Source organism: Nannocystis punicea, from assembly GCF_026965555.1.
Lineage (GTDB): Bacteria > Myxococcota_A > Polyangia > Nannocystales > Nannocystaceae > Nannocystis > Nannocystis punicea.
Window position 1 is genome coordinate 8,899,112 of record NZ_CP114040.1, and the last position, 25,734, is coordinate 8,924,845.

A 25,734-nucleotide genomic window follows, 5' to 3' on the forward strand; every position below is an offset into this window, starting at 1 on the left:
ACCCGCGTCCTCGCGCAATGCGAGGACATGTCCCTTCGGACATGCTACTTCTGCGCCGGCGCGCCCGCTGCGGCCCGGCGCTTCTGCTCGCCGAGCCGGGTGATGCAGTGCAGCAGCGCGTCGCGCAGGCGGGCGTGGACGGTCACGTGGGACAGGTCGACGCCGAGCGACACCATCGTCTGCGCGATCATCGGGTGGATGCCGGTCAGCACGCCCTCGGCGCCGAGCAGGCCGATCGCGCGGATCATCGAGATGAGGTGGCTGGCGGTGCCGGTGTCGACGACCTCGACGCCGGTGAGGTCGAGGATCGCGTAGCGGACGCGCAGGCGGCTGACCGCCTGCAGCAGGTTGTCCATGATCTCGGCGGTGCGGACGCTGTCGACGAGGCCGAGGATCGGCAAAGTGATGATGCCGTCCCACACCTCGATGATCGGGGTCGACAGCTCGCGGATGACCTCTTGCTGCTTCTCGATCAGGTCGAGCTTGGCCTGCAGCTCGGCCTCGCGGCGGCGCGTATCGCCGAGGTCGAACGAGATGCCGACCATCGCCGCCTGGCCCTCGCCGGGGTCCGGCACCGGGATGTACCAGTTGCGCCACGGCATCCCGAGCACCTCGGCCTCCTCGACGCGCAGCTCGCCGGCGAGCGCCCGCCTCACCCCCTCGACGGCCGGGATGTCGGGGAACGCCTCGAAGATCACGCGACCGACGAAGAACTCCGGGGCGACCCCGGCGGCGCGCATGGCCTTGCCGTCCTGGAACAGGTACCTGCCGTCCCGGTCGAGCGCCCACACCGAGATGTCGAGGTTCTCGGCCACCGCCCAGAACATCTGCTCGGCCAGCGCCGCCCGGCGATGCGCGGCCACCCGGGCGGTGACGTCGTGGCCGTGGATCGCCGCGCCGATCCGGCGGCCGTCGGCGTCGCGCGTCCCTTGCCACCACGCCTCGAACTGCAGCGGCCCGCCTTCGCGCACCACCGCGTGCACCTGCGGCGCCTCGCTGTCGGCCGCCAGCAAGCTCGCCCAGCTGCCGGCCGCCAGCGGCACGACCTCGCCGAGCTCGCGCCCCAGCGCGTCCGCCTCGCTCGCCCCGAACACCTGCTCGGCCCGGTGGCTCCACCCGGTCACTCGAGAAACGTCGTCCACCTCGATCACGACGTGCGGGGCGCGCTTGCTTCGTTCATCCATCGCTCCCGAGGCTACCCAAGCGCCGGGGCCGGCAGCACTCATCCCCAGATGCGGGCAGCTCGCTATCGCTCAGCCAGCCTGGCTGAAAGAACATGTCTAAAAGGCCTGCCGGCGCGCGAAAACGCCGCATGTCCCTCGGGACATCCTAGCGCGGCCACCACAGGAAGTACGACAGCGGGCCGAGGGTGGCGGCGATGGCGGCGGCGCACACGAGGTGGAGCAGGCCGACGACGATCGCCGCCGGGCCCTCGACCTCGCCGTGGAGGAAGCGGCCGGAGCCGCCGCGGCCGAACAGGACGGTGCGGCGCTGGACGATCCCGCGGACGCCCCAGCGGATCGTCAGCGCCACGCCGACCACCAGTAGGACCGGCAGGAGCAGCCGGAAGAACGTCACGTCGCGCAGCTGCTCGGCCGCGCCGGCGAAGGCCTGCAGGTACCCGTGCATCGCGTCACTCTACTGTGACACGGCGGCGGACGCACCGCAGGGCCGCCCGATCGGGCGGCCGGAACGGCGGCACGCGAAATCGCTCGCGGCTTGCGAATGGCGTTTTCACGCAATTGACCCGCAGGCGGCCGACACTGATCCTCCGCCCCGATGACCGGCGAGGACGACAGCCTGGGGGCGACCCTCGCCGCGACCGGACAGGCGGCGAACCTGCGCTCGGGCCAGGTCGATCTGCGCCCGCCGCCGCCGGGCCCGGGCACGCCGCTCGACAAGGAGATGGTCAAGCGGGCGCTGTTCCCCCGCCGCGGCGGCCCGGTGCGGATCGGTCGCTTCACGGTCCTAGGTCAGGTCGGCCGCGGGGCGATGGGCGTCGTGTACGCCTGCTACGACGACCTGCTCGACCGCAAGGTCGCGGTCAAGCTGCTCAAGACCACGGCCGCCGGCGATCCGGCCGCGGGCCAGGTCCGGCTGCTGCGCGAGGCGCAGGCGCTGGCCCGGCTCGATCACCCCAACGTGGTGGCGATCCACGACGTCGGCACCTTCGAGGATCGCGTCTACCTGGCGATGGAATTCGTCGACGGCCAGACCCTGGGCGCGTGGACGACCGCCGCGCCGCGCTCGTGGCGGGACATCCTCGCGGTCGTCCTCGCGGCCGGCGAGGGCCTCGCCGCCGCCCACGCCAAGGGCCTCGTCCACCGCGACATCAAACCCGACAACATCATGGTCGGCGCCGACGGGCGCGTGCGGCTGATGGACTTCGGCCTCGCCCGCGCCGACCCGTCGGCCCCGCCGCCGAGCGAAGCCACCGGCGGCGTCTCGGCGGTGACCCTCACCAGCACCGGCTCGATCATGGGCACGCCGGCCTTCATGGCGCCGGAGCAGTTCCTGGGCGAGGCGGTCGACGCCCGCTCCGATCAGTTCGCCCTGTGCGCGACCGCCTGGGAGGCGCTCTACGGCCAGCGCCCGTTCGCCGGCGAGACCCTCGCGGCGCTGATGGCCAGCGTCACCGCCGGCGTCGTCACCCCGCCGCCGCGGGCCCGCGCGCCGCAGTGGCTGCGGCGGGTGCTGGGGCGCGGCCTGGCGCGCGACCGGGCCGCCCGCTTCGCCGACACCCGCGCGCTGCTGCAGGCCCTGCGCGCCGACCCGACCCGCCGCCGCCGGACCGCGGCGGTCGTCGCCGGGGTCGTCGCCCTGGCCTCGGCGGGCGTCGGCGCGGCGCTGCTCGGCGAGCAGCGCACGATCGCCGCCTGCGAGGCCACGGCCTCGGCGGTGTTCGCCGACTGGGACGACGCCGCTCGCGGCGCGCTCGAGCAGGCCTTCGTCGCCACCGGGGCCGCGCACGCGGCCGCGACCTTCGCCCTCACCGCGCCCTGGCTCGATCGCTGGGCCGACTCGTGGCACGCGGTCGCCGACCAGGCCTGCCGCGCGCACCGCCTCGACAGGACCTGGGACGGCGAGCAGTACGGCCGCGCCTTCGACTGCCTCGCCGAGGCCCGCGGCACCTTCGCCGCCCTCGTGCGCGAGCTCGGGCGCTCCGACGCGGCCAGCCTCACCGAGGTCACCGGCGCCGCCGCGGCGCTCGCCTCGCCCGAGCTGTGCGCCGACCCGGCCCACCTGCGCGAGCGGCCGATGATGCGCTTCGACCAGCGCGCGCAGGTCCTCGCGGTGCGCGAGCGGCTGGCCCGCGCCGCCTCGCTGGCGGCCGCCGGGCGCTACGCCGAGGGCCTGCCGGTCGCGCACGAGGCCCTGCACGAGGCCCGGGCCGTCGGCTGGCCCGCGCTGGTCGCCCAGGCCGAGATCCGCGCAGCCGCCCTGGCCGAAGAGACAGGCGCCTACGCCGACGCCGAGGCCGGCTACCTGCGCGCAGTCGCGGCCGCCCGCGAGGCCCGCGCGGCCCGCCTCGCCCTGCAGGCCAGCACCGAGCTGGTCTACGTGGTCGGCTACCGCGGCACGCGGCTGGCCGAGGGCAAGGTGTGGGCCGAGGCGGCGCGGACCCAGCTGGCGCTGCTGGCCGGGGCGCACCCGCTCGAGCAGGCCGACCTCGACAGCACCCTCGCCGGCGTGCACTACGTCGCCGGCGACCTCGGCGAGGCCACGCGCCTGTACGCCCGCGTGCTCGCGGCCCGCGAGGCCGCGCTCGGCGAGCAGCACCCGCGCGTCGCCGACAGCCTCAACAACCTCGCCGGCGTGCGCTACGTCGCCGGCGCGATCGACGAGGCCGCGCGCCTGTACGCCCGCTCGCTGGCGATCTACGAGCAGGTCCTGGGCCCGTCGCACCCGCAGGTCGGGACCACCCTCAACAACCTCGCGCTGGTCCACGAGGCCACCGGCGCCTACGCAGAGGCGATCGCCGCCCTCACCCGCGCCCTGGCGATCCGCGAGGCCACCTTCGGCCGCGAGCACACCCTGGTCGCCACCTCGCTGTGCAACCTGGCGCTCGTGTACGAGGCCACCGGCGCCTACGACGAGGCCACGCGGCTGTTCCTGCAGGCGCTGGCGATCCAGGAGAAGACCTTCGGCCCCGATCACCCGCAGGTCGCCGACACCCTGCACAACCTCGCCACGGTCCGCTACGACACCCACGACGACGCCGAGGCCGAGCGCCTGTTGCGGCGGGCGCTGGCGATCTACGAGCGCAAGCTCGGCCCGCACCACCCCTCGACGGTCTCGAGCGTCTCCGGCCTCGGCCTCGTCCTCCACAACGGCGGCGCGCACGAGGACGCGCTGAAGATGTTCGCCCGCGCCCTCGCCAGCCAGGAGCAGGTGTTAGGCGATGGCCACCCGAGCGTCGCGCACACCCTCATCGGCCGCGGCGACACCCTGATCGACCTCGGCCGCGCCCGCGAGGCGGTCCCCGAGCTCGAGCGCGCCCTGGCGATCCGCGAGGCCAACCAGGTCCAGCCCGAGGAGCTCGCGGAGGCCCGCTTCGCCCTCGCCCGCGCCCTGTGGCAGGCCGGCATCGACCGCCCGCGCGCCCGCGCCCTGGCCGAACAGGCCGCAGAGATCTTCGCCACGACCTCCGGCACCAACGAGTCCCGCGACCGCCTCGCCGCCTGGCTGACCGAGCACCCGGCGCCTTGAGCCGTTCTCCGCATGACTTTCAGGACGTGCTCGTTACGACATGTCCATAAAGATGCCTCTCTCGGCCCGTCGAGCGCGACGGCGGACGTACGATCGCGCACGCAGCCGATCGAACCCGCTTTCATGAATCAGAGCAGGGGCGAGCGATCGCTGCGCCGTCACACTTCCTCAACATCTGTCGCCCGCCCCGCCGCCGCTATCGGGCCGGGAGAAACGACATGGGTATCGGAAAGACGTTGAAGAAGGCCAGCAAGAGCTTGAAGAAGGGCGCGAAGAAGGCGACGAAGGAGGTCGGGGACGCGGCGAAGAAGACCGCCGAGGCCGCCACGGACGCGGCGAAGAAGACCGCCGAGGCCGCCGAAAAGGCCGCGAGCGAGGCGGAGCGGATCGGCGCCAGCGCCGGGGCTCTGGCCGAGAACGCCTACGACGACGCCTTACGGCTCGGAGAGGCGGCGTGGAACGAGACGGTCGCGGCGCTCGAGCGCTGGCTCTTCGACGGCCTGGTCGACCTCCTGCTCGACGCGGCGATGGCGGTGTTCAAGGGCTCCCGCCCGCTGGTCGATGCGATGTTCGCGGGCGGCCGCGCACTCCTCGGCGACCCGAAGGCCGCCGCCGACTTCGAGCGGGTCGTCACCGCCGCCGCGAGCAAGAAGCGCGACCCGGGCGCGCAGGAGGCCATGAGATCGCTGCTGCGACGCCCGGAGATCCAGGCGATCGCCGCCGCGGCGGGCAGCTTCGACACCCTCTCGCTGGGCCTGGCTGGCAGCGCGGCCTACGGGGCGGGCGCGGAGGGCTGCTTCGGCTACGCGGCCACGCTGCCCGACGCGGCCACGATCGGCGGGTTCTACGGCGTCGGCGGGGTCGCGGTGTCGGTCGGCGCGTCGACGACCGCCCAGCTCGGTGTGTGGACGCCGCGGCCCGCCGATCTCAAGGGCCCCTACTTCGCGGCGACCCTCGAGGTGGAGGTCGAGGGCGGCGGCGGGATCCAGGTGATCTTCGCCCTCCCCGCCGACGAGGCCGGGTGGCTCGCCCTCACGACCGGCAAGGTCAAGCCGTCGCCCGTCGGGATCGTGGTGTTCCTCGGCGGCGGCGGTGAGGTGAGCGCCAGCGTCAGCGGCGGCTATACCTGGGTGTTCTGAACCCACGCGCCGCCGCGAGCTCGATCCCTTCCGGCCGCCGCGCTCGTCGCTCGCCTCCCGATTGCGAGCGCTGACGTCGAACGCTCCCCCGAGCCGGCCGGAGGAATGCTGCGCGACATCGTCGAGTGGGTCATGACGAGCCGCTGCAGCGAGTGCACACATTCGCCTCGGGCTGGTCATTCGCTGGACCGTCGCCGCGCGCCTGATCCGGCCGTAGGCGGGCGCCTGTCTCGCCGAATCATCGCACCTCGCGACCTCGCCCCCGGCGACTTCGGCGCCGACGACTCCTTGCATTCGCGTAACTTGGCACGGCGCGCGCGACGTGCCAGCCTCGCGCGGCCCAGGTCGCCGGCGATTCGCCGTTGTCGCCGGCGCACGGACGCAGATGAGCGCTCTCCACGGCATGTTCGCGCGGGCCGTCGCGCCGCTCGGCTCCGCGACCACGCGCCTCGCGTGGCGGTTCGCGGGCGCGGCCATGGTCCTGCACTGGCTGCAGGCGGTGCGCTCCGCCTCGCTCGTCGACTACCTCGAGGCGCGCCCGCTCGGCTTTCACGTCGCCGGTCTGGGCGGCCTCCTGCTGGTGGCGCTCGGCCCTCGGCTCGCCCTGCTCGTCCCGCTGGCGATCGCCTGGGCGTGGCTCTGCTACGCGGTGCCCGCGGGCGCGGCCGGGCCGATCGTCAAGGTCGTCGACGAGTATGCCCTCTTCGCCCTGCTCCCGCTCCTCGCCGTCGCCAGCGCGCTCGTCACCTGGTCCGAAAGACATCCGGACGACCGGGCCCGTCGCGCCGAGGCCGCCGGCCAGAAGTGGGTCTTGCGGATCGGCGCCAGTGCCACGCTCGGGTTCGCGGCGCTGCACAAGCTGAACACCGACTTCCTCGATCCTGCCACCACCTGCGCCAACCTGGCCGCGCGGCTCGGCGAGTTCTGGGCCGTGCCCGCGCCGACGCCCGCGCCCTGGCTCCTCGTCGCGCTCGAGGGGCTCGCGGTCCCGCTGTTGTGGTTCTACCCGCGGCTCGGCCTGCTGTGGACGATCGCCCTGGTCGCCGGCCTCGGCCACATCGGACCCGCCGCCTTCAACACCCTCATCCTCGCCGCGGCCCTGGCCTTCGTGCCCGAGCGCGACGCCGAGGCGCTCGCGCCCGCGCTGCACCGGCGCGGCGCCTGGCTCGCGGTCCTCGGCCTGGTCCTGTGGCCGGCCTCGTTCGCCCTGTACCGCGGCCCGAACAACTGGACGATCTTCGCCATCTTCCAGGCGGCGCTGCTGCTCGCCGCGTGTCTGGTCGCCGTCGGCCTGCGCGACGCCGTGCGGGTGAACGATCTGTCGCCGCGTCGGTCGCGGCTGCGCCTGCCCGGCGGTCCGCGCCACCGCGGCTTCGCCGTCGCCACCCTCGCCGTGGTGATCGGCCTCGGCCTCTCGCCGTACCTCGGCCTGAAGTACCGCTACAGCTTCGCCATGCTCAGCAACCTGCGGGCGGACGACGCCCGGTGGAACAGCCTGATCGTCCCGTCATGGGTCCGACTGACCCGCCACGATCCGTTCGTCCACGTGTTGCGAGTCGAGCCTGCGGTGCCGCGCAGCAAGAAGGGCGAGGCGGTCCTGGCCCCCGGCGTCTACACTCCCGACGAGTTTCGCCGCCGCTTCGACGCCGCGCGGCGACAGAAACGCCGGTCGGCGCTGGAGCTGCGATACCAGGGACAATCATTGAAAAGTCCGGACCTCGCCGCCGATCTCAACATCCTCGGCTTCGCCGCGTCGCTGCCGGCGCGGCCGCTGGAACAGCCCGCCCTGACGCTCCGCGCCGCGCAGCCCTGCATCCATTGAGCGGCGCCGTCGATCGGCTCACCACCCCTCGATCGGGCTGATGGTCGTGGGCCGCATCCGGTCGCTCGCCCCATTCGCCGCGCGCATTCGGAGTCTGGCAATCGTCGCGCGCACCTCGACGTCGGCGTCGAAGCCCGCAGCGCGCGACGCCGGATCACATGTCCTCGAGGACATCTCACCCTCGGCGCCCGGGGCTCGGAGCGAGCGAGCGAGACGCCGAGCCACATGTCCTCGAAGACAGCCATGTTCGATGGCACGGCGAGCCCGCCGCATCACAGCCGCGGCAGCGCCGCGAAGCTGCGGGCGTCGTGCGCCGGGACCAGCGCCATCTCGGGGAAGCGCGCCGCGATCGCGGCCACCCGCAGCAGGTTCTCGCGCACGCCGTCCGCGTCCGCGTCCGCGAGCATCCGCAGCAGCCAGGCCCGCTCGGCCCGCTCGCTGATGCCCTCGAGCTGCCACACCAGGTCGCCGAGGAACGCGAGGCGGCGGTCGCCGGGCAGCGTGACGAACACCACCACCGATCCGGGCGTGTGGCCGAACGCGGGCACGACGACGATCGAGCCGTCGCCGTACAGATCGTGGCTGGCGGGGAAGCCGAGGTAGGGCCCGCCGTCGAAGCGATACTCCTCGTACACGACGTCGGCGAACCCGCGCGCGACCGCGGTGAGCGAGCCGCCCTCTTTGATAAAGGCCCGCTCCTCCGCCGGCACGAGGACGGGCGTGCCGGCGAAGTCGGGCACGCCGCTCACGTGATCCCAGTGAGCGTGCGTGAGGAGGATGCCGCGCAGGCGCTCGCGCGCATATCCGGAGGCGTCGAGCTGATCGGCCGCCGGCTCCGCCGCCTCGTAGCGGGTGGTGGCGCGGAAGTACAGCGGCATCTGCCGGAAGTGCGCGGCGATGTCGCGACCGAAGCCGGTGTCGATCAGGACATCGCCGCGCGGGTGTCGGACCAGGACTGCGCTCATCGTGAAGTCGCGCCTGTCGGCGAAGTCCCCCCCGCGATAGGCGAAGCCGGCGCTGCGCCGGGTGATGCCCGTGGGCAGATGGACCAGCGCCATGTCGGCCGGCGGCGAGGCAGGCGGCAGCTCGCCGGCGAACGCGGGCGGCGCGGGCAACGGCGCAGCGCGGAAGGAATTCCACCCGAGCGACGCGAGCAGCAGCACGACCGTGAGGACGAGGAGCAGGCGCTTGCGGGTCCGCGACGTCACCGTCGCCATGGTAGTGCCCCGACCGGGGCATTTCGAGCCGTCCTCACGCAAAAAACGGACTGTCCGGCCCCGATCGACGACACCGGTTCGACGGGAGATTCACCAGACCCGACCACCGCCACCGGCACCAGCGACACAAGCACCACCGTGCTCGACGAGCAGCAGGTGTGCGAGATGGTCTGCGCAGCCGTCACGCCGGGGGACCCTGCCGCCGGTGGCGTCGCCGATAGCACGGTGTTCGGAGCGATGGACAGCGGCGACGTGCAGATCGGCTGCGACCGGGAGATCGGCCGCGCGTGAACTCGCCCGCGCGCCCGTCCCTCGACTCCGGCGAATCGACGCACCTTGCGCGTCCCGGCGAATCGCAGTAGACGAGCCCGCATGTCCCCCCGACGCACTTTCGCCCTCCTGCTCGTCCTCGCGCCCGCGTGCGGCGACGACGACGATTCCGGCGCCACCGAGGTCGGCCCCGGCACCACCGGCGCCAGCACGCCCGACGAGACCAGCGCCGCGAGCGACCCGACCGACGGCGATCCGCCCACGACGAGCTCCACGAGCAGCAGCGGCGACGGTGAGACGACGACCGGCGACGGCACCACCGAGGCCACGACGACGGAGTCCGACACCGGCGACCCGACCACCCGCGGCGAGACCGGCGAGCCCCTCGACAGCGCGCCGCGGGTCGCCTACCTCACGCGAAACGTCGACGGCCAGACCTGGCCCGAAAACGTCGCCGACGAGGCCGACATCTGCCCCGCCGGCTGGGCCTACCTCGGCGGCTCCAGCTTCAACGCAGTGTGCCTGCTCGACAGTCCCGGCACGGTCGTCAACCTCACCCGCAACCTCGACGGCCAGACCTGGCCCGAAGACGTCGCCGACGAGGCCGACATCTGCCCCGCCGGCTGGGACTACCTCGGCGGCTCCAGCTTCGCCGCCGTCTGCACCAGCGAAGAGCGCCTCACTCTGGCCTATCTCACTCGCAACATTGCCGGCCAGATCTGGCCCGACGACGTCGCCGACGAGGCCGACATCTGCCCCGCCGGCTGGGACTACCTCGGCGGCTCCAGCTTCGCCGCCGTCTGCAGCACCGCGGAGGCGCGCTCGATCGTCAACCTCACCCGCGACGTCGACGGCCAGATCTGGCCCGACGACGTCGCCGACGAGGCCGACATCTGCCCCGCCGGCTGGGACTACCTCGGCGGCACCGGCTACAACGCCGTCTGCGCCGGCGCCGACGGCCTCGCCCTGGCCTACCTCACCCGCGACACCGAGGGCCAGATCTGGCCCGACGACGTCCCGGACGAGGCCCAGATCTGCCCCGCCGGCTGGGACTACCTCGGCGGCTCCGGCTACGCCGCGGCCTGCTCGCAGGCCAGCACCGCAGCGATCATCAACCTCAGCCGCAACACCGACGGCCAGATCTGGCCCGACGACGTCGCCGACGAGGCCGACATCTGCCCCGCCGGCTGGGGCTACCTCGGCGGCTCCGGCTACAACGCGGTCTGCAGCGAGCCCTGAGCGGCGCCCAGGCGTGATAGCATGTCTATTCAGACCTGTCCTACAGGACATGCCAATTGAATGTCTTTCAAGACATGTCCTCGAAGACTCTTCCGCCCAGCCCGTGTAAGCGCGTGAGCAGCCGAGCCTGACTCGTCGCGGCGGGGCGAGCGCATCGGTTCGTGTCCTCGCACACCGCCACGTCTGCTCTCGCTGCGTCCTCCATCGAAGGCCGATTCGCCCGTCGTGCTCGCGTCTCGCTGTCGGCCTGCGGCGACGACGGCGGCACCTCGGCCAGCGACGCTCCCGACGCGCCCTCATGAGGCGCCGTCGCGAGCGCGAGCGCTCGAGCGCGAGCGCAGCGCGCGGCGCGAGGTGTCCGCGCTTTCACCAGCCTCGCCGGCCCCGTAGACTCGCCGGGTGCTCCTCGGTCACTTCGCCGTCGGTCTCCTCGCCAAGCCGCTCGCGCCGCGCGTCCCGTTGCCGGTGCTGCTGCTGGCGCCGCAAGTGCTCGACGTGATCTGGCCGGCGCTGGTCGCCGTGGGGGTCGAGCGGGCGCGGGTCGTGCCGGGGCTCTTGCCCGCCTCGCCGCTCGACCTCGAGTACATGCCCTACTCGCACAGCCTCCTCGCCGCGGTGTTGTGGTCGCTGCTGTTCGCGGCCGGCTACCGCGCGCTCACGCGGGACAGTCGCGGCGCGGTGGTCACCGGCCTGCTGGTGCTCAGCCACTGGGTGCTCGACGTCGTCGCGCATCGCCCCGACATGCCGGTCGGGCTCGACGGTCCGCGGATCGGCCTCGGCTTGTGGAGATCGATCCCCGGGACCCTGCTCGTCGAGGGCCTCCTGTTCGCCGCCGGCGTGTTCGCCTACGCCCGCGCGACCCGACCGCGCGACCGCGCCGGCGTCGTCCACTGGTGGCTGTTCGTCGCCTTGCTCGCCCTGATGTTCGTCGCCAGCGTGGTCGGGCCGCCGCCTCCGGGCATCGAATACGTGCTCGGCGCCGCGGCCCTCTCGGGGCTCTTGCTCGTGTGGGGCGCAGTCATCGAGCGCCACCGCGAGACCGTCGCAGCGAGGTGACGACCGCGCTCGCCGACGCGGGACGCCCGCTCGCGCTCACCGCCGTGCGACCGGGTCCGCGGCCGCTCGAGCCGTCGACGCGCGACCCGCCGACTCGGCGGTGATGCAGTGCTTCAGCGCCTCGCGCAGGGTCGCGTGGACGACGATGTCGCGGAGGTCGAGGCCCTGGGTCACGATCGTCTGGGCGATGCCGGCGTTGATGCCGGTGATGATGCCCTCGGCGCCGAGCAGGCGGATGGCGCGGATCATCCGCAACAGGTGGCCGGCCGTCGCGGTGTCGACGACCTCGATGCCGGTCATGTCGAGGATGGCGTAATGGGCCCGCAGGCGGCCGACTGCCTGCAGCAGGTTGTCCATCAGCTCCGCGGTGCGGACGCTGTCCATGAGGCCGATGATCGGCAGGGCGACGATGCCCTCCCACACCTCGATGATCGGCGTCGACAGCTCGCGGATGACCCGCTGCTGGCGCTCGATCAGCTCGAGCTTCTCGAGCAAGTCCCGCTCGCGCTGCCGGCTCTCCGTCACCTCGATGCTGATGCCCACCAGCGCCGCCTCGACGTCCGGCGGCGACGGGATGTGCCAGCACTCGTAGGACCGGCCGTACTGCTCGAGCACCGCCTTGGGCGTGGGGATCCCGGCGAGGCCGCGGCGGATGAACTCGGCCGACTCGCTGTTGTCGCCGTAGATCGAAAAAACGTTCTGACCGACGAACTGCCCCGGCTTGATGCCGATCGGCTCGAGCCCCTTGCCGTCCATCAGCAGAAACGTGCCGTCGCGGTCGAACACGGTGACGCTGGTCGGCAGGTTGTCGAGGAAACCACGCAGGGCCGCCTGCTCGACGCGGATCTGCCGCTCCTCGACGACCCTGTCGGTCACCTCTGCGCCGTAACAAACGACGCCGACCTGCCGGCCCTCGCCGTCGCGCGCGGCCGCGATCCACCACTCGTAGGTCCGCCCGTCCTCGAGGCTGGTCCGCACCTTCGACCCATCGTCCCCCGCGAGCAAGCCGCGCCAGGTCGCCTCGCCCCCCTTCACCGGCAACACCTCGACGACGCCGCGCCCGAGCGACTCGGCCGAGGTCCGCCCCAGCTGCTGCTCGGCCCGAGAGTTCCAGTCGGTGACCTGCAGCCCGAGGTCGAAGGCGACGACGGCGAGAGGGACCTGGTGACTCGCTCTGTCCATGGGGTTATTGGACCATAAACGCGATCCTGATGTCGCTAGCCCGCATATGAACATCGTGCGCGTCGGTGCCCGCGAGGGCCCGCGCACCCGGCGGTAGCGAGGCCTACAAGGTGTGCCGCGGCGGAGAGGATGGACTCCCCCGATCGGCCGCGATCCCCTGCATCCTCGCCGCCGAGGGATCGACCTCGCATCACCTGTCCCGAAGAACAGGACACGTCCGCTCCCCGACGCGCCCGAGCGATGCCCCGGAGGTCGCCCGGCGGAGCTGCGATCATGGTAGAGATCGGCGACCTCGCGAGGCGAACGATGGACGAAGGGCGGCGGAGATGACGGCGAAGAAGCAGGCCGCGACGACGAAGAAGAAGGCCGCGCCGGCGAAGGCGAAGAAGGTCGCGAAACCGGCGACCACGAAGCCCACTTCGGCCAGCGCGAAGAAGACCGCGAAGCCAGCGACCACGAAGGCCGCCTCGGCGAGCACGAAGAAGACCGCGAAGTCAGCGACCACGAAAGCCACCTCGACGAGCACGAACAAGGCCGCGAAACCAGCGGCCACGAAGGCCGCACCTTCGCGCGCGAAGCAGCCCGCCACGAAAACCAAGCCCGCGAAGGCCGCTTCGGCGAACGCGAACGAGGCCGCGTCCGCGAACACCCCCGCCAGGCCGCCCAAGGAGTGGCTCGTCGGCGAGCTCGCCCCGCTGCGCGCGCTGGCCGAGGCCGTCGCCGATCTGGGAGTCAGAGCGGTGAGTGACGCCGAGTCGCTCGCGGGCGGCGAGTCGCTGCAAGCCCGCTACGCCGAGGACTGGACGCTGGGGATCTTGTGGTCGCCGGCGCTGTGGGACGCCTGTCAGGCGCGGGCCAAACCGCTGCGGCTGTGGGCGACCGGGCCGGCGCAGCCCGGCTCGAACGGCGGCGAGTTCACGCCGTCGCTGTACGTCGATCCTGCAGATCCCGCCCGGCTCTGGTACACGCCGCACCCGGGCCTGCCCGCCGCGCTGTTCGTGCCGCTGCCGGCCACGCGGGCGGCCATCGAGCAGGCGCTGGCGGAGTTCGGCCCACGCCCCCCGCCCCTCGATCTCGCCGAGGCGAAGACGGTGCGCGCGTACATGGGCGCGGCGTCGTTCCTCCGCGTGCCCAACCCCTACTCCGGAGAGCTCGAGGCGGCCGGTCCGCACGAGCTCGATCGGCACTTCAACTTCAGCCCCGCCGTCACGCCGCACGCCTGGGGCAGCGCCTTCGCCGACGACCCGCTGCCCGACGCCAGGCCGATGTCGCAGCTCCAGACGATCGTCGCGTTGCGGGAGATCCGTCAGCAGCTCGCGGAGTCCCTGCCGCGCTTCACCCGGCGCGCCTGGTTCTCGCAGGCCCACGTCGCCATCGAGATGCACGCCCGCGGCACCTACGTCTGGGAGGTCAAGTACCGCCCGAGCCGCTTCACGTCGGAGGTGCTGGCCGAGTTGAACGCGCTCGCCGGCCAGCGCTACCCCGCGGATCTGCCGCTCGACGTCGCCGCCGCGCTGCACGGCTTCATGTTCCTCGACGCCGAGTGGTTCGCGGCGGAGATCGCCCAGGAGACCGACCCCGGCCAGCGCGGCGCGCTGGTCAGCGGGGCCCTCGCAGTGGCCGCCGACGACATCGTCGAGGCCTCCCGGATCGCCCGCGCCGCCATCACGCGCGAGCTGCACGATCAGGTCGCGGTGGCCAACGCCGCGGTCCAGTACAACTGGCAGTTCCTGCTCGAGGAGCTGGGCAGCACGACCACCAGCGACGAGCTGCGCGCCCAGATCACGAACGTCCTGATCGAGGGCATCGCACCGCCGCAGGTCGACGAGCACGGCGAGCCCGCCGACCTCTACGACAGCATCGGCGGCGCCGAGGAGGAGGAGGAGGACGATGCCTGACGTGCGAATGATCCCGAGCCCCACGCTCGCGCGCGCCGAGCTCGACGTCCGGCTGCGCGCCCTCGGCTACGCCCGCACCCCGGAGGAGCCTCGCTCGCACCTCCGCTTTCGCCTGCAGACCTGGCAGCACCCGGCCGGCGCGAGCGTGATCCTGGGCGAGGCGCACGTCACCGGCGAGCGCTACGTCCTGGTCCACGGCGAGGCGCCCGACGAGGTGGCGCAGGCGCTCGACGTGCTCCCGCGTGCCACCCTCCTGCGCGAAGCCGAGGCCGCCCCCGGGCCACGCGAGGCGCTGCCCTGGCTGCGCCGGCTGTGCCTGCTCGAGTACGACGCGCCCTCGCCCGAGCTGCGCGAGCACCTCACGCGGGCCTTGACCGCGCCCGACCTGATGCTCCGCAGCTCGGCGACGGCCGCCGCGATGGGCCTCACGCGCGAGCACGCGGTGTGGGCGCTCGAGCTGGTGGCGAAGGCCGAGACCGAGCCGGCGCTGCGCAAGATGTACGCCCGCACCGCCAAGGCCGAGCGCGCCAGGCTCGACGAGGCGAGCGAGCCGACCGCCGCCAAGCCGGCCAAGAAATCAAGCGCGCGCAAGGCCACCTCCGAGACTCGCGGCGCGCAGCCGGCCAAGAAATCAAGCGCGCGCAAGGCGACCGCCAAGACTGGCAGCACCAAGCCGGCCAAGAAATCAAGCGCGCGCGAGGCGACCGCCAAGACTGGCAGCACCAAGCCGGCCAAGCAATCGCGCAAGCAGGCGACCACACCCACCGCCAAGCCGGCCAAGCAATCGCGCAACCCGGCGACCGCGGCCACCGCCAAGACCCGCGCCGCCAAGCCGGCCAAGCAATCGCGCCCCCGCAAACAATCGTAGGACCCGGGCCCCGCTCGCTCCCAGGTTCGCGGGACGCCGCCCCCCCCGAGACGGGCTCTGCGGCGCCCACAACGTGTCGCCCGCGAGACGCCGGCCCCGAGCTTCGAGTCGCCCGAATCATCCCAGGTCCGCGGGACGCCGTCCCCGAGCCGGGCTCTGCGGCGCCCACAACGTGTCGCCCGAGAGACCCCGGCCCCGAGCTTCGAGTCGCCCGAATCGTCCCAGGTCCGCAGGACCGAGCCGGGCTCTACGGCGCCCGCAACGTGCCCCCCGTGACACGCCGACCCCGCGGCTCCGCGGCGCCCGAATCGTGCTAAGTCCTCGCCCATGGCGCCGCCCGAGCCCGTCGTCGTGGGCGTGATCTCCGACACCCACGGCCTCGTCCGCCCCGAAGCCCTCGCCGCCCTGGCCGGCGTGGACCACATCGTCCACGCCGGCGACGTCGGCGGCCAGGCGGTGTTCGACGCGCTCGCCGCGATCGCGCCGGTCACGGTCGTGCGCGGCAACAACGACCGCGACCGCTGGGGCCGGAGCTTGCCCGAGACCGCCGAGGTCCGCCTCGGCGGCGCGCGGATCTACGCGATCCACGACCTCGCCGAGCTCGCCGTCGACCCGCGCGCGGCCGGCATCGCCGTCGTCGTCTCGGGCCACTCGCACAAGCCCGCGCAATCGTATGACCGCGACGTCCTCTACCTCAACCCCGGCTCGGCCGGCCCGCGGCGCTTCAAGCTGCCGATCTGCCTCGCCAAGCTGCACCTCGGCGCCGGCGCGCCCGCCGTCGAATTCGTCGATCTCGTCCCGCCCGCGCGCGCCGGCAGCTGACTGCGAGCTCCGAGCCGGCGGTACGCGGCCTCGGTCCTGGCTTATTCGTCGTACTCCGCGTACGACCCCCACGATGCATGTTCCGGCGGCCCGAACGCGGTGGTCGCACGCGCGAGCGTGGGCCGATGGGCTCACGGAGAAAGCGGCTGGAATTCGAGCTTCAAGTTCGCCGTCATCGCCGGGTCGGCAGCGTCCGCCGGGATACCGACCCGCAGGTGATGACGACCCGGGCGCAGGATATTGAAGCCCGGGACTCCGTCGGTGCTGAGGATGTTGCCGGACTGCGTGCCGGGGCAACCATTCAGCACGGCGAAGGTCCCCGCGGACTCACCCGAGCTCGGGCTGACCGTGAATGTGTAGACCCCGGCCTCCGGCACGTCGAGCACGAAGTCCTTCCACCGGCTCGCGACCCCCTCCGCCCGCCCCTCGCTCCAGAAGAAGCCGTCTCCGCAGGAGCCGCGCAGCGTGACCTCCAGGTCGCCCGGCTTCGGCCACTGCACCTCCTCGCCGTCGCAGTACCACGGAAATCGTCCGGCGATCGGCGCCTGCATCGCCATCAACGCCGCGTCGAGCTCCTCTCCCAGCGCCCGCCGATAGGCCGCCGAGAACTCCGGAAGTCGCGCGCCCCGCGACACCTCCTTCCGCAGGCGCTTGTATCCGTCCAGCCCGTGTTTCGCGATCACCGACCCCACGAAGTGCTCGGCGAGCCCGTACTGCGTGACCCCCTCCTCGAGCATCGCCGCGAACCGCGCGGGGAACATGTCCGGGGCCATCGCGTTCGCACTCGATGCATGGCTGCTCAAATACGTCGCCAGGCCCTCCGCGAACACGGAATGCCCCTGGCCCAGGCCCGCGTTGTCGACCGCGTGCACGAATTCATGGAAGGTCGTCTCCGTCCCGAACCATACGGTCGAAGGGATGTAACCCTTGCTCGAGACGGTGGTATAACAGGCGGCGTCCGAGGAGCAGGGCCAGTCCTCCTCCTCGGGCATGGTCGGATACCAGACGTACACGATCGGCTCCGCAGGCACCTCGACCTCGAGGAACGCCGCGGTCTCCTCGATGAACCGATCGATCTCCGCCAGCTTCTCGTCCATGCATACGTGCGACGGTTCGGCCCACGTGCCGTACTCGACGTATTTGCTGGTCGCGACGATCTCGGGATCTCGGGCAAAGGCCACTGCGCCGCTTCGGGCGCGGAGCATGCAGCGGTGACGCTCGTGACGAGAGCGAGCGCGAGGCGCGAGGATCGCATGGGTGCGAGGATAGGTGACGGGGCGGCGAGGTCAAGCTCCCCGCGGCGGGACGCGGCGCGAGGAATGAGGGCACCGCGCGGACGCACTGGAAACATGCCTTAAAAGACATGTCTCGAGACGCACTTTGCGAGCGCGGCCCGAATCCTCGAAGACCGGCCCCGGCCTGCTCCTGTTCCCGCGCGCGCGGGCGCGACTTCGGTGTAGTCGAGCGTGGGTGCACCGGTCGCCCGCGGGCCCCGCTCCGCGCGATCTCGCTCGTCCCTCCCCGCTCCGAGCGCCGCGCAAAAAAATTCGTCGCCCTCGTGTAGGGTTTGGATCGCGGGCGACACTCGAGCCCAGCACGATGCTCGACCTGTTGACCATCGACCTGGCCGCCTGGCTCACCAAGCTCCTCATCACGATGGTCGCCGTGATGGGGCTGTTCACCTTGCTGGTGATGCCGGTGATGCGCCTGTCGGCGCTGGCGATGGCGGCGATGCGGGCGCTGGTGCGGGCCGTCCCGCGGCTGCTCCTGCCGCCCGGCGCGATCGGCGACGCTCCGGCGCGCCGGCTCCGCGAGCTCCGGCTCAGCGGGCTGTCCGGGCCGATGATCCTGCTGGTCCGGGCCACTCGCACCCTCGCGCTCGAGCTCCGGCGCGCCAGCACCGAGGCGGCCGAATGGCCGGCGGACTCGGTCCCGCTCGCGCTCGCCGGCCGCGGCTGGCGCGAGCTGCTGATGGGAGCCGACGAGGTGAGCGCGCCGCTCACCGCCATCCGCGACCAGGTGTTCGCCTGGCTGGGACAGGCCGAGACCTTGCCTGTCGCCGACCGCGAGACGCTGGCGGGCCTCGGCGTCGACCCCGGGGCGGTCCGCCGGACCCTGACCGGGGAGGGCGAAGCCAGCCAAGTGGTGCGCGCGCTCGCCGGCCTGATGTGGGGCATCGACGAGCGCCTCGCCGCCGCCAGCACCTTCGGGTATCGCGCCAGCGGCCTCGTGCAAGCGGGCGCCGCGGGGACCGGCGCCAGGCCTGCCGCCATCGCTGCCGGCGACGACGACGACGAGCGGGTCCGCCGTGGGCGCTGGGCCGGCACTGTCGCCGAGCACGGCCCCGGCCTGTCGCAGATGGCGGCCAGCTACACCCGCAACGCGGCCGAGCGCGCGGACCTCGAGCAGGACATCGCCCTGGCGCTGTGGCGCGCCCTGCCGATGTTCCGCGGCGAATCGTCGCTCAAGACCTTCGCCTACCGGGTCGCCCGCTACTGTTGCTTCCGCCACGTCCGCCGGCGCAGGGAAGTCGACGTCTCGATCGATCCGGCCAGCGTCGCCGACCCGGCCGCCTGCATCGAATCGGCGATCCTCCGCGCCGACGAGCGGGCCCGCATCGAGCAAGCGCTGACCGACCTGCCCGACAACCTCGAGACGGTGATGACGCTGCACCTCTCCGGCCACTCGTACGCGCAGATCGCCGCGACCCTCGGGATCACCGAGCGCAACGTGTCGGTCCGCCTGTCGCGCGCGCGGGCCCGCCTGCGCCGCCAGCTCGTCGCCGCCTGAGCCCGTCGGCCGCCGCCCCCGCGCACCTCGGGGTCGAGGTCGCCGGCCGCGAGCGCACGCTCGTCTCCCGCGAGCCACGCTCGCGGTCGTCCGTGCGCGCGCCGTCTTCGTCGGCGCTGACGGCGACCTGTCTCTTCAGACATATGATGATTGCCTGCGGCCCCGCGACCGCACGGCCGCTCGGGCCATCGCCGAGTCGGCGTTGCTGAAGCGCCCTCCCCGGGCTCGCGGCCGCGAGGCAGACTCTGCCGTGCGCGACGGCGGCGCGAGGAAGTGTCGCCTCCTCGGCGAGCTCGACGGGCGCGCGAGTGATTCGCGCGCCCTGGACTCTCCGCAAACTCCGCGGCATCGTGACGACCTTCATGACCACGACTCGCAGTCCCAGCATGCATCGCCTCGGCGCCGTCATGGTCCTCGGCCTCTCGCTCGCCCTGCCCGCTTGCGGCGGCGGCGGAGGCGGAGGCACCGACACCACCACGAGCACGAGCGGCGTCTCGACCGACGACACGTCGACCACGAGCACCACCACCACCGGCGACACCGCCACCACGTCGCCGACGAGCACCACCACCACCGACGGTCCCACCGCCTCGACCACGCCCACGAGCACCGCCACCACCGACGACACCACCGCGTCGACGACGTCGACGACGACCGGCGGGACCGAGCGGTCGCTCAGCTTCTTCGTGTCGAGCACCGGGAGCCCGACCGGGAACCTCGGGGGGCTCGAGGGCGCCGACCAGCGGTGCCAGGATCTGGCCGACGCCGTCGGCGCCGGCGACAAGACCTGGCACGCCTACCTGAGCGTCGAGAAGGGCCCGGACGACCAGCCCGTGCACGCGAAGGACCGGATCGGCGCGGGCCCCTGGTACAACGCGGCGCTGGTGATGCTCGCCGCCGACCTCACCGAGCTGCACACCCTGGACGGCGACCCGGACCTGTTCCTCGACGAGAACGGCGAGAAGGTCCCCGGCCAGTGGCAAGGCTCGCCCGCCCCGAACGAGCACGACATCCTCACCGGCACCAACAAGGACGGCACCGTCGCCGCGGGCCTGACGTGCGCCGACTGGACCTCCGAGGACTCGACGCTGTTCGCCCAGGTCGGCCACTCCGACGGCCTCGGGCCCATGGGCAGCGACGCCGAGCAGTACCGCTCGTGGAACTCGGTCCACGAGAGCGGCGGCTGCAACGACACCGCCCCCAAGGGCGGCGCCGGCCGCGTCTACTGCTTCGCCGTCGATTGACGTTCGCTCGCCCGCATCGGCGGGCGCCGCATGCGTCGCTGCAATCGACGTGAGAGCGAGCGCAACGCTCGCTCCCGGCACGCCGTTGCGAGCGCCTCCTGGCCAGGTCGGATCGAGGTCCGAAGGGCGCGGGCGCCGGGGCTCACAGGTCGATCGAGGTGCCGGGAAACCACCGGCATATGCACCATCCCCAATCCGCGACCATTTCCCTGCCCCTCGGCCTCCTCGCCGGGGCCCTCGTCCTCTCCGGCTGCTGGAGCGTCGACGGCGACCTCGGCGTCTTCACCGACGGCACCCTCAATTCGAGCGGCGAGGGCGCGACCACCGACTCCACCGCGAGCACCGACGACCCCGCCGGCAGCACCTCCGCCAGCAGCGCCGTCACGGTCACCGGCACCGAGGCGCCGACCTCGACCGGCGACGGCGACGGCGAGCTGCTCTGTCCTGAAGGACATCCGAAGCTCGCCCCGCTGTGGACAGCTCAACTCAGCGTCGATCCCGACAGTCAATTCCTCGAAAACTCGCTCGTGGTCCTGAGCGACGGCCGGATCGCCGTCAGCGCCGGCAACTGGGACAGCCCGGACGGCACCACCGACAACGGCGTGCTGTGGGTCGGCCAGGACGGCATCACGCAAGGCTGGGACTTCGGCCCCGCCGATCGCCCCGGCTACGGTGCGATCGATCTGCGGCGCGCCCCCGACGATTCTCTGGTCGCGCTCGGCTTCGCCGTCCAGGGCGAGGAGCACCCCATGCGAATCACGCAGATCCCGGCCGACGGCTCACCGGTGACCGTGGTCGACGTCGACGTGAGTCACATCGCCTGGCCGGCGGACTTCGAGCTCCTCGGCGACAGCATGGTGGTCATCGGTCGCGGCCCCGAGGAAGAAGAACCGTTCACCATGTGGCTGGCGCGGATCGACCTCGCCTCCGGGGCGCTCGAGTGGGAGACCCTTCTGCCGAGCATTCACCCCGTCTCGGGCCAGCATGTCGCGGTCGGCCCGAACGGCGAGATCGTGGCCGCCCGCGCACGGGGGGCCGAATTCAAGGTGTGGCGAATCGCCGACGACGGCAGCGTGCTGTGGACCGCCGACCTGCTCGATCAGCCGGTGATGGCCAACGAGCTGATGGACCTGGTGGTGACGCCGGGCGAGCAGGTGGTGGCGATCGAGCAGCGCTACTACCCGTCGAAGATCATCGCCCACGCGATCGGGCTCGCCGAGGGCGAGAAGCGGTGGGAGACGCTGGTGGCGTTCGAGGACGATTCGGGCTCGCCGGGCTTCGGGCGCGCGCTGCTCGACCCCGACGCGTTGTTGCTGCCGCTCGGCCGCGGGCCGACCCCTTATTTCAAGGGAGAGTTCGCCGATCCGCTGACCGCGTCGCTGGTCCGCCTGTCGTTCTCCGGCGAGGTCCTCGACGACACGCCGCTGCCCCTCACCGACCTGCCCTCCGGTTGGCGGACCTTCTCGGCCGCGCGCGGCAAGTGCGGGGAGCTGTTGCTGCTGCACGTCAACGGCGGCGACCCGGAGCGTTACCGCCTGTGGTCGTTCGCGCCGTGAGCCCTGCCCTCGCCGCTCACAGCCCGAAGGGATAGGTCTCCGGCAGCTCCGGGCTCGGTCGTCGCGTCATTTGCAGCGGCTCGACCGCGCGGGTCTCGTCGAACCACACGAGCTCGTCGAATTGCAGCGGCAGGCTCGCATAAAAATAATGGCTCATGCGCTCGCTGTCGGGCCGATAGATGACACCGATGGCGCGCTCGAGCCGCGGCTGCATCAGCTCGTCGCGGATCGCCGGGCGCCGCGGGGTGCGGAGCGGCAGCAGGAACGCCGGCACCTGCGAATCGTGGCACAGCCGCTCGTAGCTGTCGGGGTGGGCCGGGCGCACGCGCATGCGCTGCATCGGCCCGTCCCAGTCGGAGGCGGCCGCCACAGTCCCGTGATCGGTGCCGAAGCCGACGGCGTAGACGGCGTCGCCGAACCGCTCGCGGCACAGCTGGCCGACGTTGAGCTCGCCGCGGTGGCTCATCTCCGTGGCCTGGGCGTCGCCCAGGTGCGAGTTGTGCTCCCACACGATGCCCCGCGACTGGGGCCCGTGATAATTGAGGAGGGCCTCGAGGGTGTTGAACATGTGCGTGTCCCGCAGGTTCCACGACGCCGCCGAGCCGTAGTACATGGCGCGGTAGTACCGCTCCGCGTTGGTCACCACGTGCGCGTTCTGGGCCGCGTCGAAGAAGGCCTCGCCGTCCTGTTGCGCGTAGTCGAGGCGCCGCTGCAACATGTCGCGCAGCATCGCCACCACCGCCGCCTCGGAGCTGGAATAGCGGCCGACCAGCACCGCCTTGCCGTAGGCGGCCGGGTCCTCCTGCCACGGGGTCAGCATGCCGTAGCGCCCGCGGGCCACCCGCGCGGCGTCCGGGTCGATGCGGTCGAGGTAGGCCAGCACGTGGGCGATCGAGGTGAACATGCTGTAGAGGTCGAGCCCGTAGAACGCGACCCGCCGCGAGCGGTCGCGCCGCTCGAGGTTGTGGGTGCGCAGCCACTCGACGAACTCGCTGACCTCCTCGTTGCGCCACATCCAGGTCGGGAACCGCGAGAACGGGGTGAACTCGACATCGGAGCGCGGCTCGTCGCGGACGTAGCGGTTGATCCGCATCGCGTCGGGCCAGTCCGCCTCGACCGCCACGAAGTCGAAGCCGCAGCGCTCGATCAGCTCGCGGGAGATCCGCGCGCGCATGCGATAGAACTCGCTCGTGCCGTGCGTCGCCTCGCCCAGCAGGACCAGGCGGGCCCCGCCGATGCGCTCGATCAGCGCGTCGACCGAGCGCCGCTCGAGATCTCGCAAGGGCTCGGCGACCTCGTGGATCAGCTTGCTGACCGCCGCGGCGTCGGACTGCGGCGGCGGGGCGCGCACCAGGCCGCCCTCCTCGGGCCAGCCCTGCTCGCCGATCAGGGGCACGAAGCGGACCGCGCCGAGCGAGTCCTTGCGCAGGCGACCGTCCTTCTCCCGCGTCACGCGCACGAGCGTCTGCGAGTTCTCGTCGGGCCCGACCGGCATGACCAGTCGACCGCCCGGCGCGAGCTGATCGAGCAAGGCCTCGGGGATCTCGGGCCCGCCGGCCGCGACCGCGATCGCCTCGTAGGGCGCGTGCTCGGCCCACCCGAGCGTCCCGTCGCCGCAGCGCACGTGGACATTCTCAAATCCGAGCCGCGCCAGGCGCTCGCTCGCGCTGCCGGCCAGCGGCTCCAGCCGCTCGACCGTGAACACCTCGCGGGCCAGCCGGCTCATCACCGCGGCCGCGTAACCCGAGCCGGTCCCGACCTCCAGCGCCCGCTCGTCGCCGCGCAGCTCGAGCGCCGCGAGCGTCACCGCGACGATGTACGGCTGCGAGATGGTCTGCCCCTCGCCGATCGGCAGCGGCTCGTCCTCGTGGGCGTACTCTGCCAGCTCCTCCGGCACGAACTCCGACCGCGGCACGCTGCGGAAGGCCTCCAGCACGCGCTCGTCCAGGATGCCCCGGCCGGCCAGCTGCAGATCGATCCACGCGTCGCTCGGGTCCGTCACGTGGATGAACATACCCGCAATCACACCGGCGTCGAGCGCCCCGAGCAGTGGCCCCGCGATCGAGCCCGACCGTGCCGGCGAAGCACCGCAAGACGGCCTCGGCCGAATGCAGCGGGGCTGACGTCGACGCATCGTCGAATGGCCATCGAGCAGCCTCGGCCGAGGACCGACCTCCACGCCCGCGAGCAGCAGCGCCGAGGACGCCCTGGCGAAAGGGACCTCCTGCCCTCCGCCCGGGGCCGAGGTCGGTGCATCGTCGAATCCGCCGAAGCAGCCTCGACCGAATACACACGCTCGGGAACCGCAGCGATGCACCGGCGAATGGGCGCACCGCGATTCGCTCCCCGCGACGCCGAGGTCGATGGATCGAGCGGCCCCGGCAGAACACGTCGATTTTCGGCCCCGCGCTGCGACGCCGAGGTCGCCACTGCGTCGCGCGAAATCACGACACCACGGCTGACCCCGCTCGCGGCGCCCCGGACGCGCCCCCGCGGGCGCGCGGAGCTCCCCGCGCGAATCATGCCAGGGCGCCCGAAGTCGCCCCCGCCCCGCGCTTGAGGTTGCCCCCCTCGCCCGTCGTCGTGCATGCCCAGGGAGGTGGACGAAGCCGGCAAACAACAGGCGGCGGTCGAGCTGATGCTGCAATTCGCCGAGCGGACCGGGCTCTCGTCGGAGCGGCCGCCCCGGCGCTACCTGTGGACCGACGCGTTCGCCGTCTGCAACCTGCTCGGGCTCGCCCGCGCGTGGGGCTCCGTCCCGCTCCACGAGCTCGCGCTGCGCCTCGTCGATCAGGTCCACCACGTCCTGGGGCGCCACCGCGCCGACGACCCGCGGGCGGGCCAGTGGATCAGCGGCCTGTCCCCCGAGGCAGGTGAGGCCCACCCGACCGCCGGCGGCCTACGGATCGGCAAGCCCCTGCCCGAGCGCCGGCCCGACGAGCCGTTCGACCCCGACCTCGAGTGGGAGCGCGACGGGCAGTACTATCATTACCTCAGCAAATGGATGCACGCGCTCGACCAGCGCACGCGCTTCACCGGCGAGCCAGTCGGCAACCGGCAGGCCCGCGAGCTGGCCGCCGCCGCCCACGCCGGCTTCACCTACACGCCGCGGCCCGGCGCGCGCAAGCGCATGGTCTGGAAGATGAGCATCGACCTCGGCCGACCGCTCGTGCCGTCGATGGGCCATCACGACCCGCTCGACGGCCTCATCACGGTCCTGCAGCTCCGCGCCGACCGTGGCGACGATCCCGAGGGCCCCGACCTCGACGTCGAGCTCGCCGAGATGACTGCCATCGCCGATCATCACGACTGGGCCACCGACGACCCGCTCGGCCTCGGCGGCCTGATGAGCGACGCCTATCGCCTCGATCAACTGGTCCGCCGCGGGGCCGGCGGCGGCGAGCAGCTGGCCCCGGTGCTCGCGGCCGCCGGCGCCGGCATGTCCGACTACCTGCGCCAGCTGCCGCTCCAGCGACAGGCCCGCCACCGCCTGGCGTTCCGCGAGCTCGGCCTGGCGATCGGCCTGCAGGCGGTCGCGCGGCTCTACGAGGCAGTGCGCCGCGATCCCGGCCCTTACGCGGCGATCCCGGCGGCGCTGCGGGACCTCGAGAGCCTGGTCGCCTGCCTGCCGCTGACCGAGTCGATCGAGGGCTTCTGGCTGCGGCCCGAACACCGCCGCAGCGAGGGATGGCTGGCCCACCACGACATCAACGAGGTCATGCTGGCGACCAGCCTCGCGCCCGCGGGCTACCTGTCGCTCGCAGGGCCCGCCGCGACCGCGCCGAGCCCGACGCCGCAGCCGCTGTCCGGCGGCGCCGCCCACCACTGACGGCGCAGGCCGACGTCTCGTCGCCGGCGGCTGCGGGGAAGGCCAGGAATTTGAATCGAGCAATGCCGCTCGAATGGTGGCGGCGAGGTCGG

General features: G+C 72.5%; 20 protein-coding genes. 13 read left to right on the plus strand and 7 right to left on the minus strand.

Translation table 11 applies throughout. The features are described from left to right. Positions 1 to 44: 44 nt before the first annotated feature. Positions 45 to 1,184 carry an STAS domain-containing protein gene (locus tag O0S08_RS34020; RefSeq protein ID WP_269033597.1) on the minus strand — a complete coding sequence of 380 codons (1,140 nt, stop codon included), beginning with the start codon at positions 1,182 to 1,184 and terminating at the stop codon, positions 45 to 47. Between the two features lie 145 nt (positions 1,185 to 1,329). Next, positions 1,330 to 1,629, minus strand: coding sequence for a hypothetical protein (locus O0S08_RS34025; protein WP_269033598.1), 300 nt, complete (start codon positions 1,627 to 1,629; stop codon positions 1,330 to 1,332). 150 nt (positions 1,630 to 1,779) lie between these two features. On the opposite strand from O0S08_RS34025, the gene O0S08_RS34030 reads away from it, so the two are divergent. The 3 genes from O0S08_RS34030 (at position 1,780) to O0S08_RS34040 (ending at position 7,671) form a co-directional block, all read left to right on the plus strand. Next, a complete protein-coding gene (locus O0S08_RS34030; protein WP_269033599.1) occupies positions 1,780 to 4,710 on the plus strand; it encodes a serine/threonine-protein kinase in 2,931 nt (976 codons plus the stop codon). Positions 4,711 to 4,928: 218 nt separating this feature from the next. After that, positions 4,929 to 5,849, plus strand: coding sequence for a hypothetical protein (locus tag O0S08_RS34035; protein WP_269033600.1), 921 nt, complete (start codon positions 4,929 to 4,931; stop codon positions 5,847 to 5,849). 385 nt (positions 5,850 to 6,234) lie between these two features. Beyond that, on the plus strand, positions 6,235 to 7,671 hold the full coding sequence (locus tag O0S08_RS34040) for a hypothetical protein (RefSeq protein ID WP_269033601.1): 1,437 nt from the start codon (positions 6,235 to 6,237) through the stop codon (positions 7,669 to 7,671). Positions 7,672 to 7,943: 272 nt separating this feature from the next. On the opposite strand, the gene O0S08_RS34045 is transcribed toward O0S08_RS34040, so the two are convergent. Beyond that, positions 7,944 to 8,879, minus strand: a complete 936-nt coding sequence (locus O0S08_RS34045; RefSeq protein ID WP_269033602.1) for an MBL fold metallo-hydrolase — start codon at positions 8,877 to 8,879, stop codon at positions 7,944 to 7,946. A 147-nt stretch (positions 8,880 to 9,026) separates the two neighbouring features. Between O0S08_RS34045 and O0S08_RS34050 the strand changes: the two genes are divergently transcribed. The 3 genes from O0S08_RS34050 (at position 9,027) to O0S08_RS34060 (ending at position 11,453) form a co-directional block, all read left to right on the plus strand. Then, positions 9,027 to 9,179: a hypothetical protein gene (locus tag O0S08_RS34050; protein ID WP_269033603.1), complete on the plus strand. Its 153-nt coding sequence runs from the start codon at positions 9,027 to 9,029 to the stop codon at positions 9,177 to 9,179. A gap of 81 nt (positions 9,180 to 9,260) precedes the next feature. Further along, positions 9,261 to 10,397, plus strand: a complete 1,137-nt coding sequence (locus O0S08_RS34055; RefSeq protein ID WP_269033604.1) for a hypothetical protein — start codon at positions 9,261 to 9,263, stop codon at positions 10,395 to 10,397. Between the two features lie 399 nt (positions 10,398 to 10,796). Beyond that, positions 10,797 to 11,453, plus strand: a complete 657-nt coding sequence (locus O0S08_RS34060) for a hypothetical protein (RefSeq protein ID WP_269033605.1) — start codon at positions 10,797 to 10,799, stop codon at positions 11,451 to 11,453. A 36-nt stretch (positions 11,454 to 11,489) separates the two neighbouring features. On the opposite strand, the gene O0S08_RS34065 is transcribed toward O0S08_RS34060, so the two are convergent. Next, complete coding sequence (locus O0S08_RS34065) at positions 11,490 to 12,635, minus strand: PAS domain-containing protein (protein WP_269033606.1); 1,146 nt, start codon at positions 12,633 to 12,635, stop codon at positions 11,490 to 11,492. Between the two features lie 271 nt (positions 12,636 to 12,906). Continuing rightward, a complete protein-coding gene (locus O0S08_RS34070) occupies positions 12,907 to 13,302 on the minus strand; it encodes a hypothetical protein (RefSeq protein WP_269033607.1) in 396 nt (131 codons plus the stop codon). Positions 13,303 to 13,375: 73 nt separating this feature from the next. Here O0S08_RS34070 and O0S08_RS34075 point away from each other — a divergent pair, with 73 nt between their 5' ends. The 3 genes from O0S08_RS34075 to O0S08_RS34085 all read left to right on the plus strand — a co-directional run bounded on the left by O0S08_RS34075 (position 13,376) and on the right by O0S08_RS34085 (position 16,223). After that, complete coding sequence (locus tag O0S08_RS34075) at positions 13,376 to 14,533, plus strand: hypothetical protein (RefSeq protein WP_269033608.1); 1,158 nt, start codon at positions 13,376 to 13,378, stop codon at positions 14,531 to 14,533. Continuing rightward, positions 14,526 to 15,401 carry a hypothetical protein gene (locus tag O0S08_RS34080; RefSeq protein WP_269033609.1) on the plus strand — a complete coding sequence of 292 codons (876 nt, stop codon included), beginning with the start codon at positions 14,526 to 14,528 and terminating at the stop codon, positions 15,399 to 15,401. Before O0S08_RS34075 ends, O0S08_RS34080 begins: the two co-directional genes overlap by 8 nt. A 327-nt stretch (positions 15,402 to 15,728) precedes the next feature. Then, complete coding sequence (locus O0S08_RS34085) at positions 15,729 to 16,223, plus strand: metallophosphoesterase family protein (protein ID WP_269033610.1); 495 nt, start codon at positions 15,729 to 15,731, stop codon at positions 16,221 to 16,223. Between the two features lie 131 nt (positions 16,224 to 16,354). Here the strand turns inward: O0S08_RS34085 and O0S08_RS34090 are convergent, their stop codons facing one another. Continuing rightward, positions 16,355 to 17,428: a carbohydrate-binding protein gene (locus O0S08_RS34090; protein WP_269033611.1), complete on the minus strand. Its 1,074-nt coding sequence runs from the start codon at positions 17,426 to 17,428 to the stop codon at positions 16,355 to 16,357. Positions 17,429 to 17,822: 394 nt separating this feature from the next. On the opposite strand from O0S08_RS34090, the gene O0S08_RS34095 reads away from it, so the two are divergent. The 3 genes from O0S08_RS34095 (at position 17,823) to O0S08_RS34105 (ending at position 21,813) form a co-directional block, all read left to right on the plus strand. Next, on the plus strand, positions 17,823 to 19,013 hold the full coding sequence (locus O0S08_RS34095; protein WP_269033612.1) for a sigma-70 family RNA polymerase sigma factor: 1,191 nt from the start codon (positions 17,823 to 17,825) through the stop codon (positions 19,011 to 19,013). Between the two features lie 362 nt (positions 19,014 to 19,375). Then, positions 19,376 to 20,257, plus strand: coding sequence for a hypothetical protein (locus tag O0S08_RS34100; protein ID WP_269033613.1), 882 nt, complete (start codon positions 19,376 to 19,378; stop codon positions 20,255 to 20,257). A gap of 179 nt (positions 20,258 to 20,436) precedes the next feature. Then, positions 20,437 to 21,813, plus strand: a complete 1,377-nt coding sequence (locus O0S08_RS34105; RefSeq protein ID WP_269033614.1) for a hypothetical protein — start codon at positions 20,437 to 20,439, stop codon at positions 21,811 to 21,813. Positions 21,814 to 21,829: 16 nt separating this feature from the next. Here O0S08_RS34105 and O0S08_RS51115 read toward each other — a convergent pair whose 3' ends face one another. After that, complete coding sequence (locus O0S08_RS51115; protein WP_276082554.1) at positions 21,830 to 23,815, minus strand: protein-L-isoaspartate(D-aspartate) O-methyltransferase; 1,986 nt, start codon at positions 23,813 to 23,815, stop codon at positions 21,830 to 21,832. A gap of 597 nt (positions 23,816 to 24,412) precedes the next feature. Here O0S08_RS51115 and O0S08_RS34120 point away from each other — a divergent pair. After that, positions 24,413 to 25,642: a hypothetical protein gene (locus O0S08_RS34120; RefSeq protein WP_269033615.1), complete on the plus strand. Its 1,230-nt coding sequence runs from the start codon at positions 24,413 to 24,415 to the stop codon at positions 25,640 to 25,642. Positions 25,643 to 25,734: the final 92 nt, after the last annotated feature.

Bases quoted from the DNA above. Each gene is read 5' to 3' on its own strand.
- O0S08_RS34020 (WP_269033597.1), bottom strand. From the start codon at position 1,184: ATGGATGAACGAAGCAAGCGCGCCCCGCACGTCGTGATCGAGGTGGAC.
- O0S08_RS34025 (WP_269033598.1), bottom strand. From the start codon at position 1,629: ATGCACGGGTACCTGCAGGCCTTCGCCGGCGCGGCCGAGCAGCTGCGC.
- O0S08_RS34030 (WP_269033599.1), top strand. From the start codon at position 1,780: ATGACCGGCGAGGACGACAGCCTGGGGGCGACCCTCGCCGCGACCGGA.
- O0S08_RS34035 (WP_269033600.1), top strand. From the start codon at position 4,929: ATGGGTATCGGAAAGACGTTGAAGAAGGCCAGCAAGAGCTTGAAGAAG.
- O0S08_RS34040 (WP_269033601.1), top strand. From the start codon at position 6,235: ATGAGCGCTCTCCACGGCATGTTCGCGCGGGCCGTCGCGCCGCTCGGC.
- O0S08_RS34055 (WP_269033604.1), top strand. From the start codon at position 9,261: ATGTCCCCCCGACGCACTTTCGCCCTCCTGCTCGTCCTCGCGCCCGCG.
- O0S08_RS34065 (WP_269033606.1), bottom strand. From the start codon at position 12,635: ATGGACAGAGCGAGTCACCAGGTCCCTCTCGCCGTCGTCGCCTTCGAC.
- O0S08_RS34080 (WP_269033609.1), top strand. From the start codon at position 14,526: ATGCCTGACGTGCGAATGATCCCGAGCCCCACGCTCGCGCGCGCCGAG.
- O0S08_RS34085 (WP_269033610.1), top strand. From the start codon at position 15,729: ATGGCGCCGCCCGAGCCCGTCGTCGTGGGCGTGATCTCCGACACCCAC.
- O0S08_RS34090 (WP_269033611.1), bottom strand. From the start codon at position 17,428: ATGCTCCGCGCCCGAAGCGGCGCAGTGGCCTTTGCCCGAGATCCCGAG.
- O0S08_RS34095 (WP_269033612.1), top strand. From the start codon at position 17,823: ATGCTCGACCTGTTGACCATCGACCTGGCCGCCTGGCTCACCAAGCTC.
- O0S08_RS34100 (WP_269033613.1), top strand. From the start codon at position 19,376: ATGACCACGACTCGCAGTCCCAGCATGCATCGCCTCGGCGCCGTCATG.
- O0S08_RS34105 (WP_269033614.1), top strand. From the start codon at position 20,437: ATGCACCATCCCCAATCCGCGACCATTTCCCTGCCCCTCGGCCTCCTC.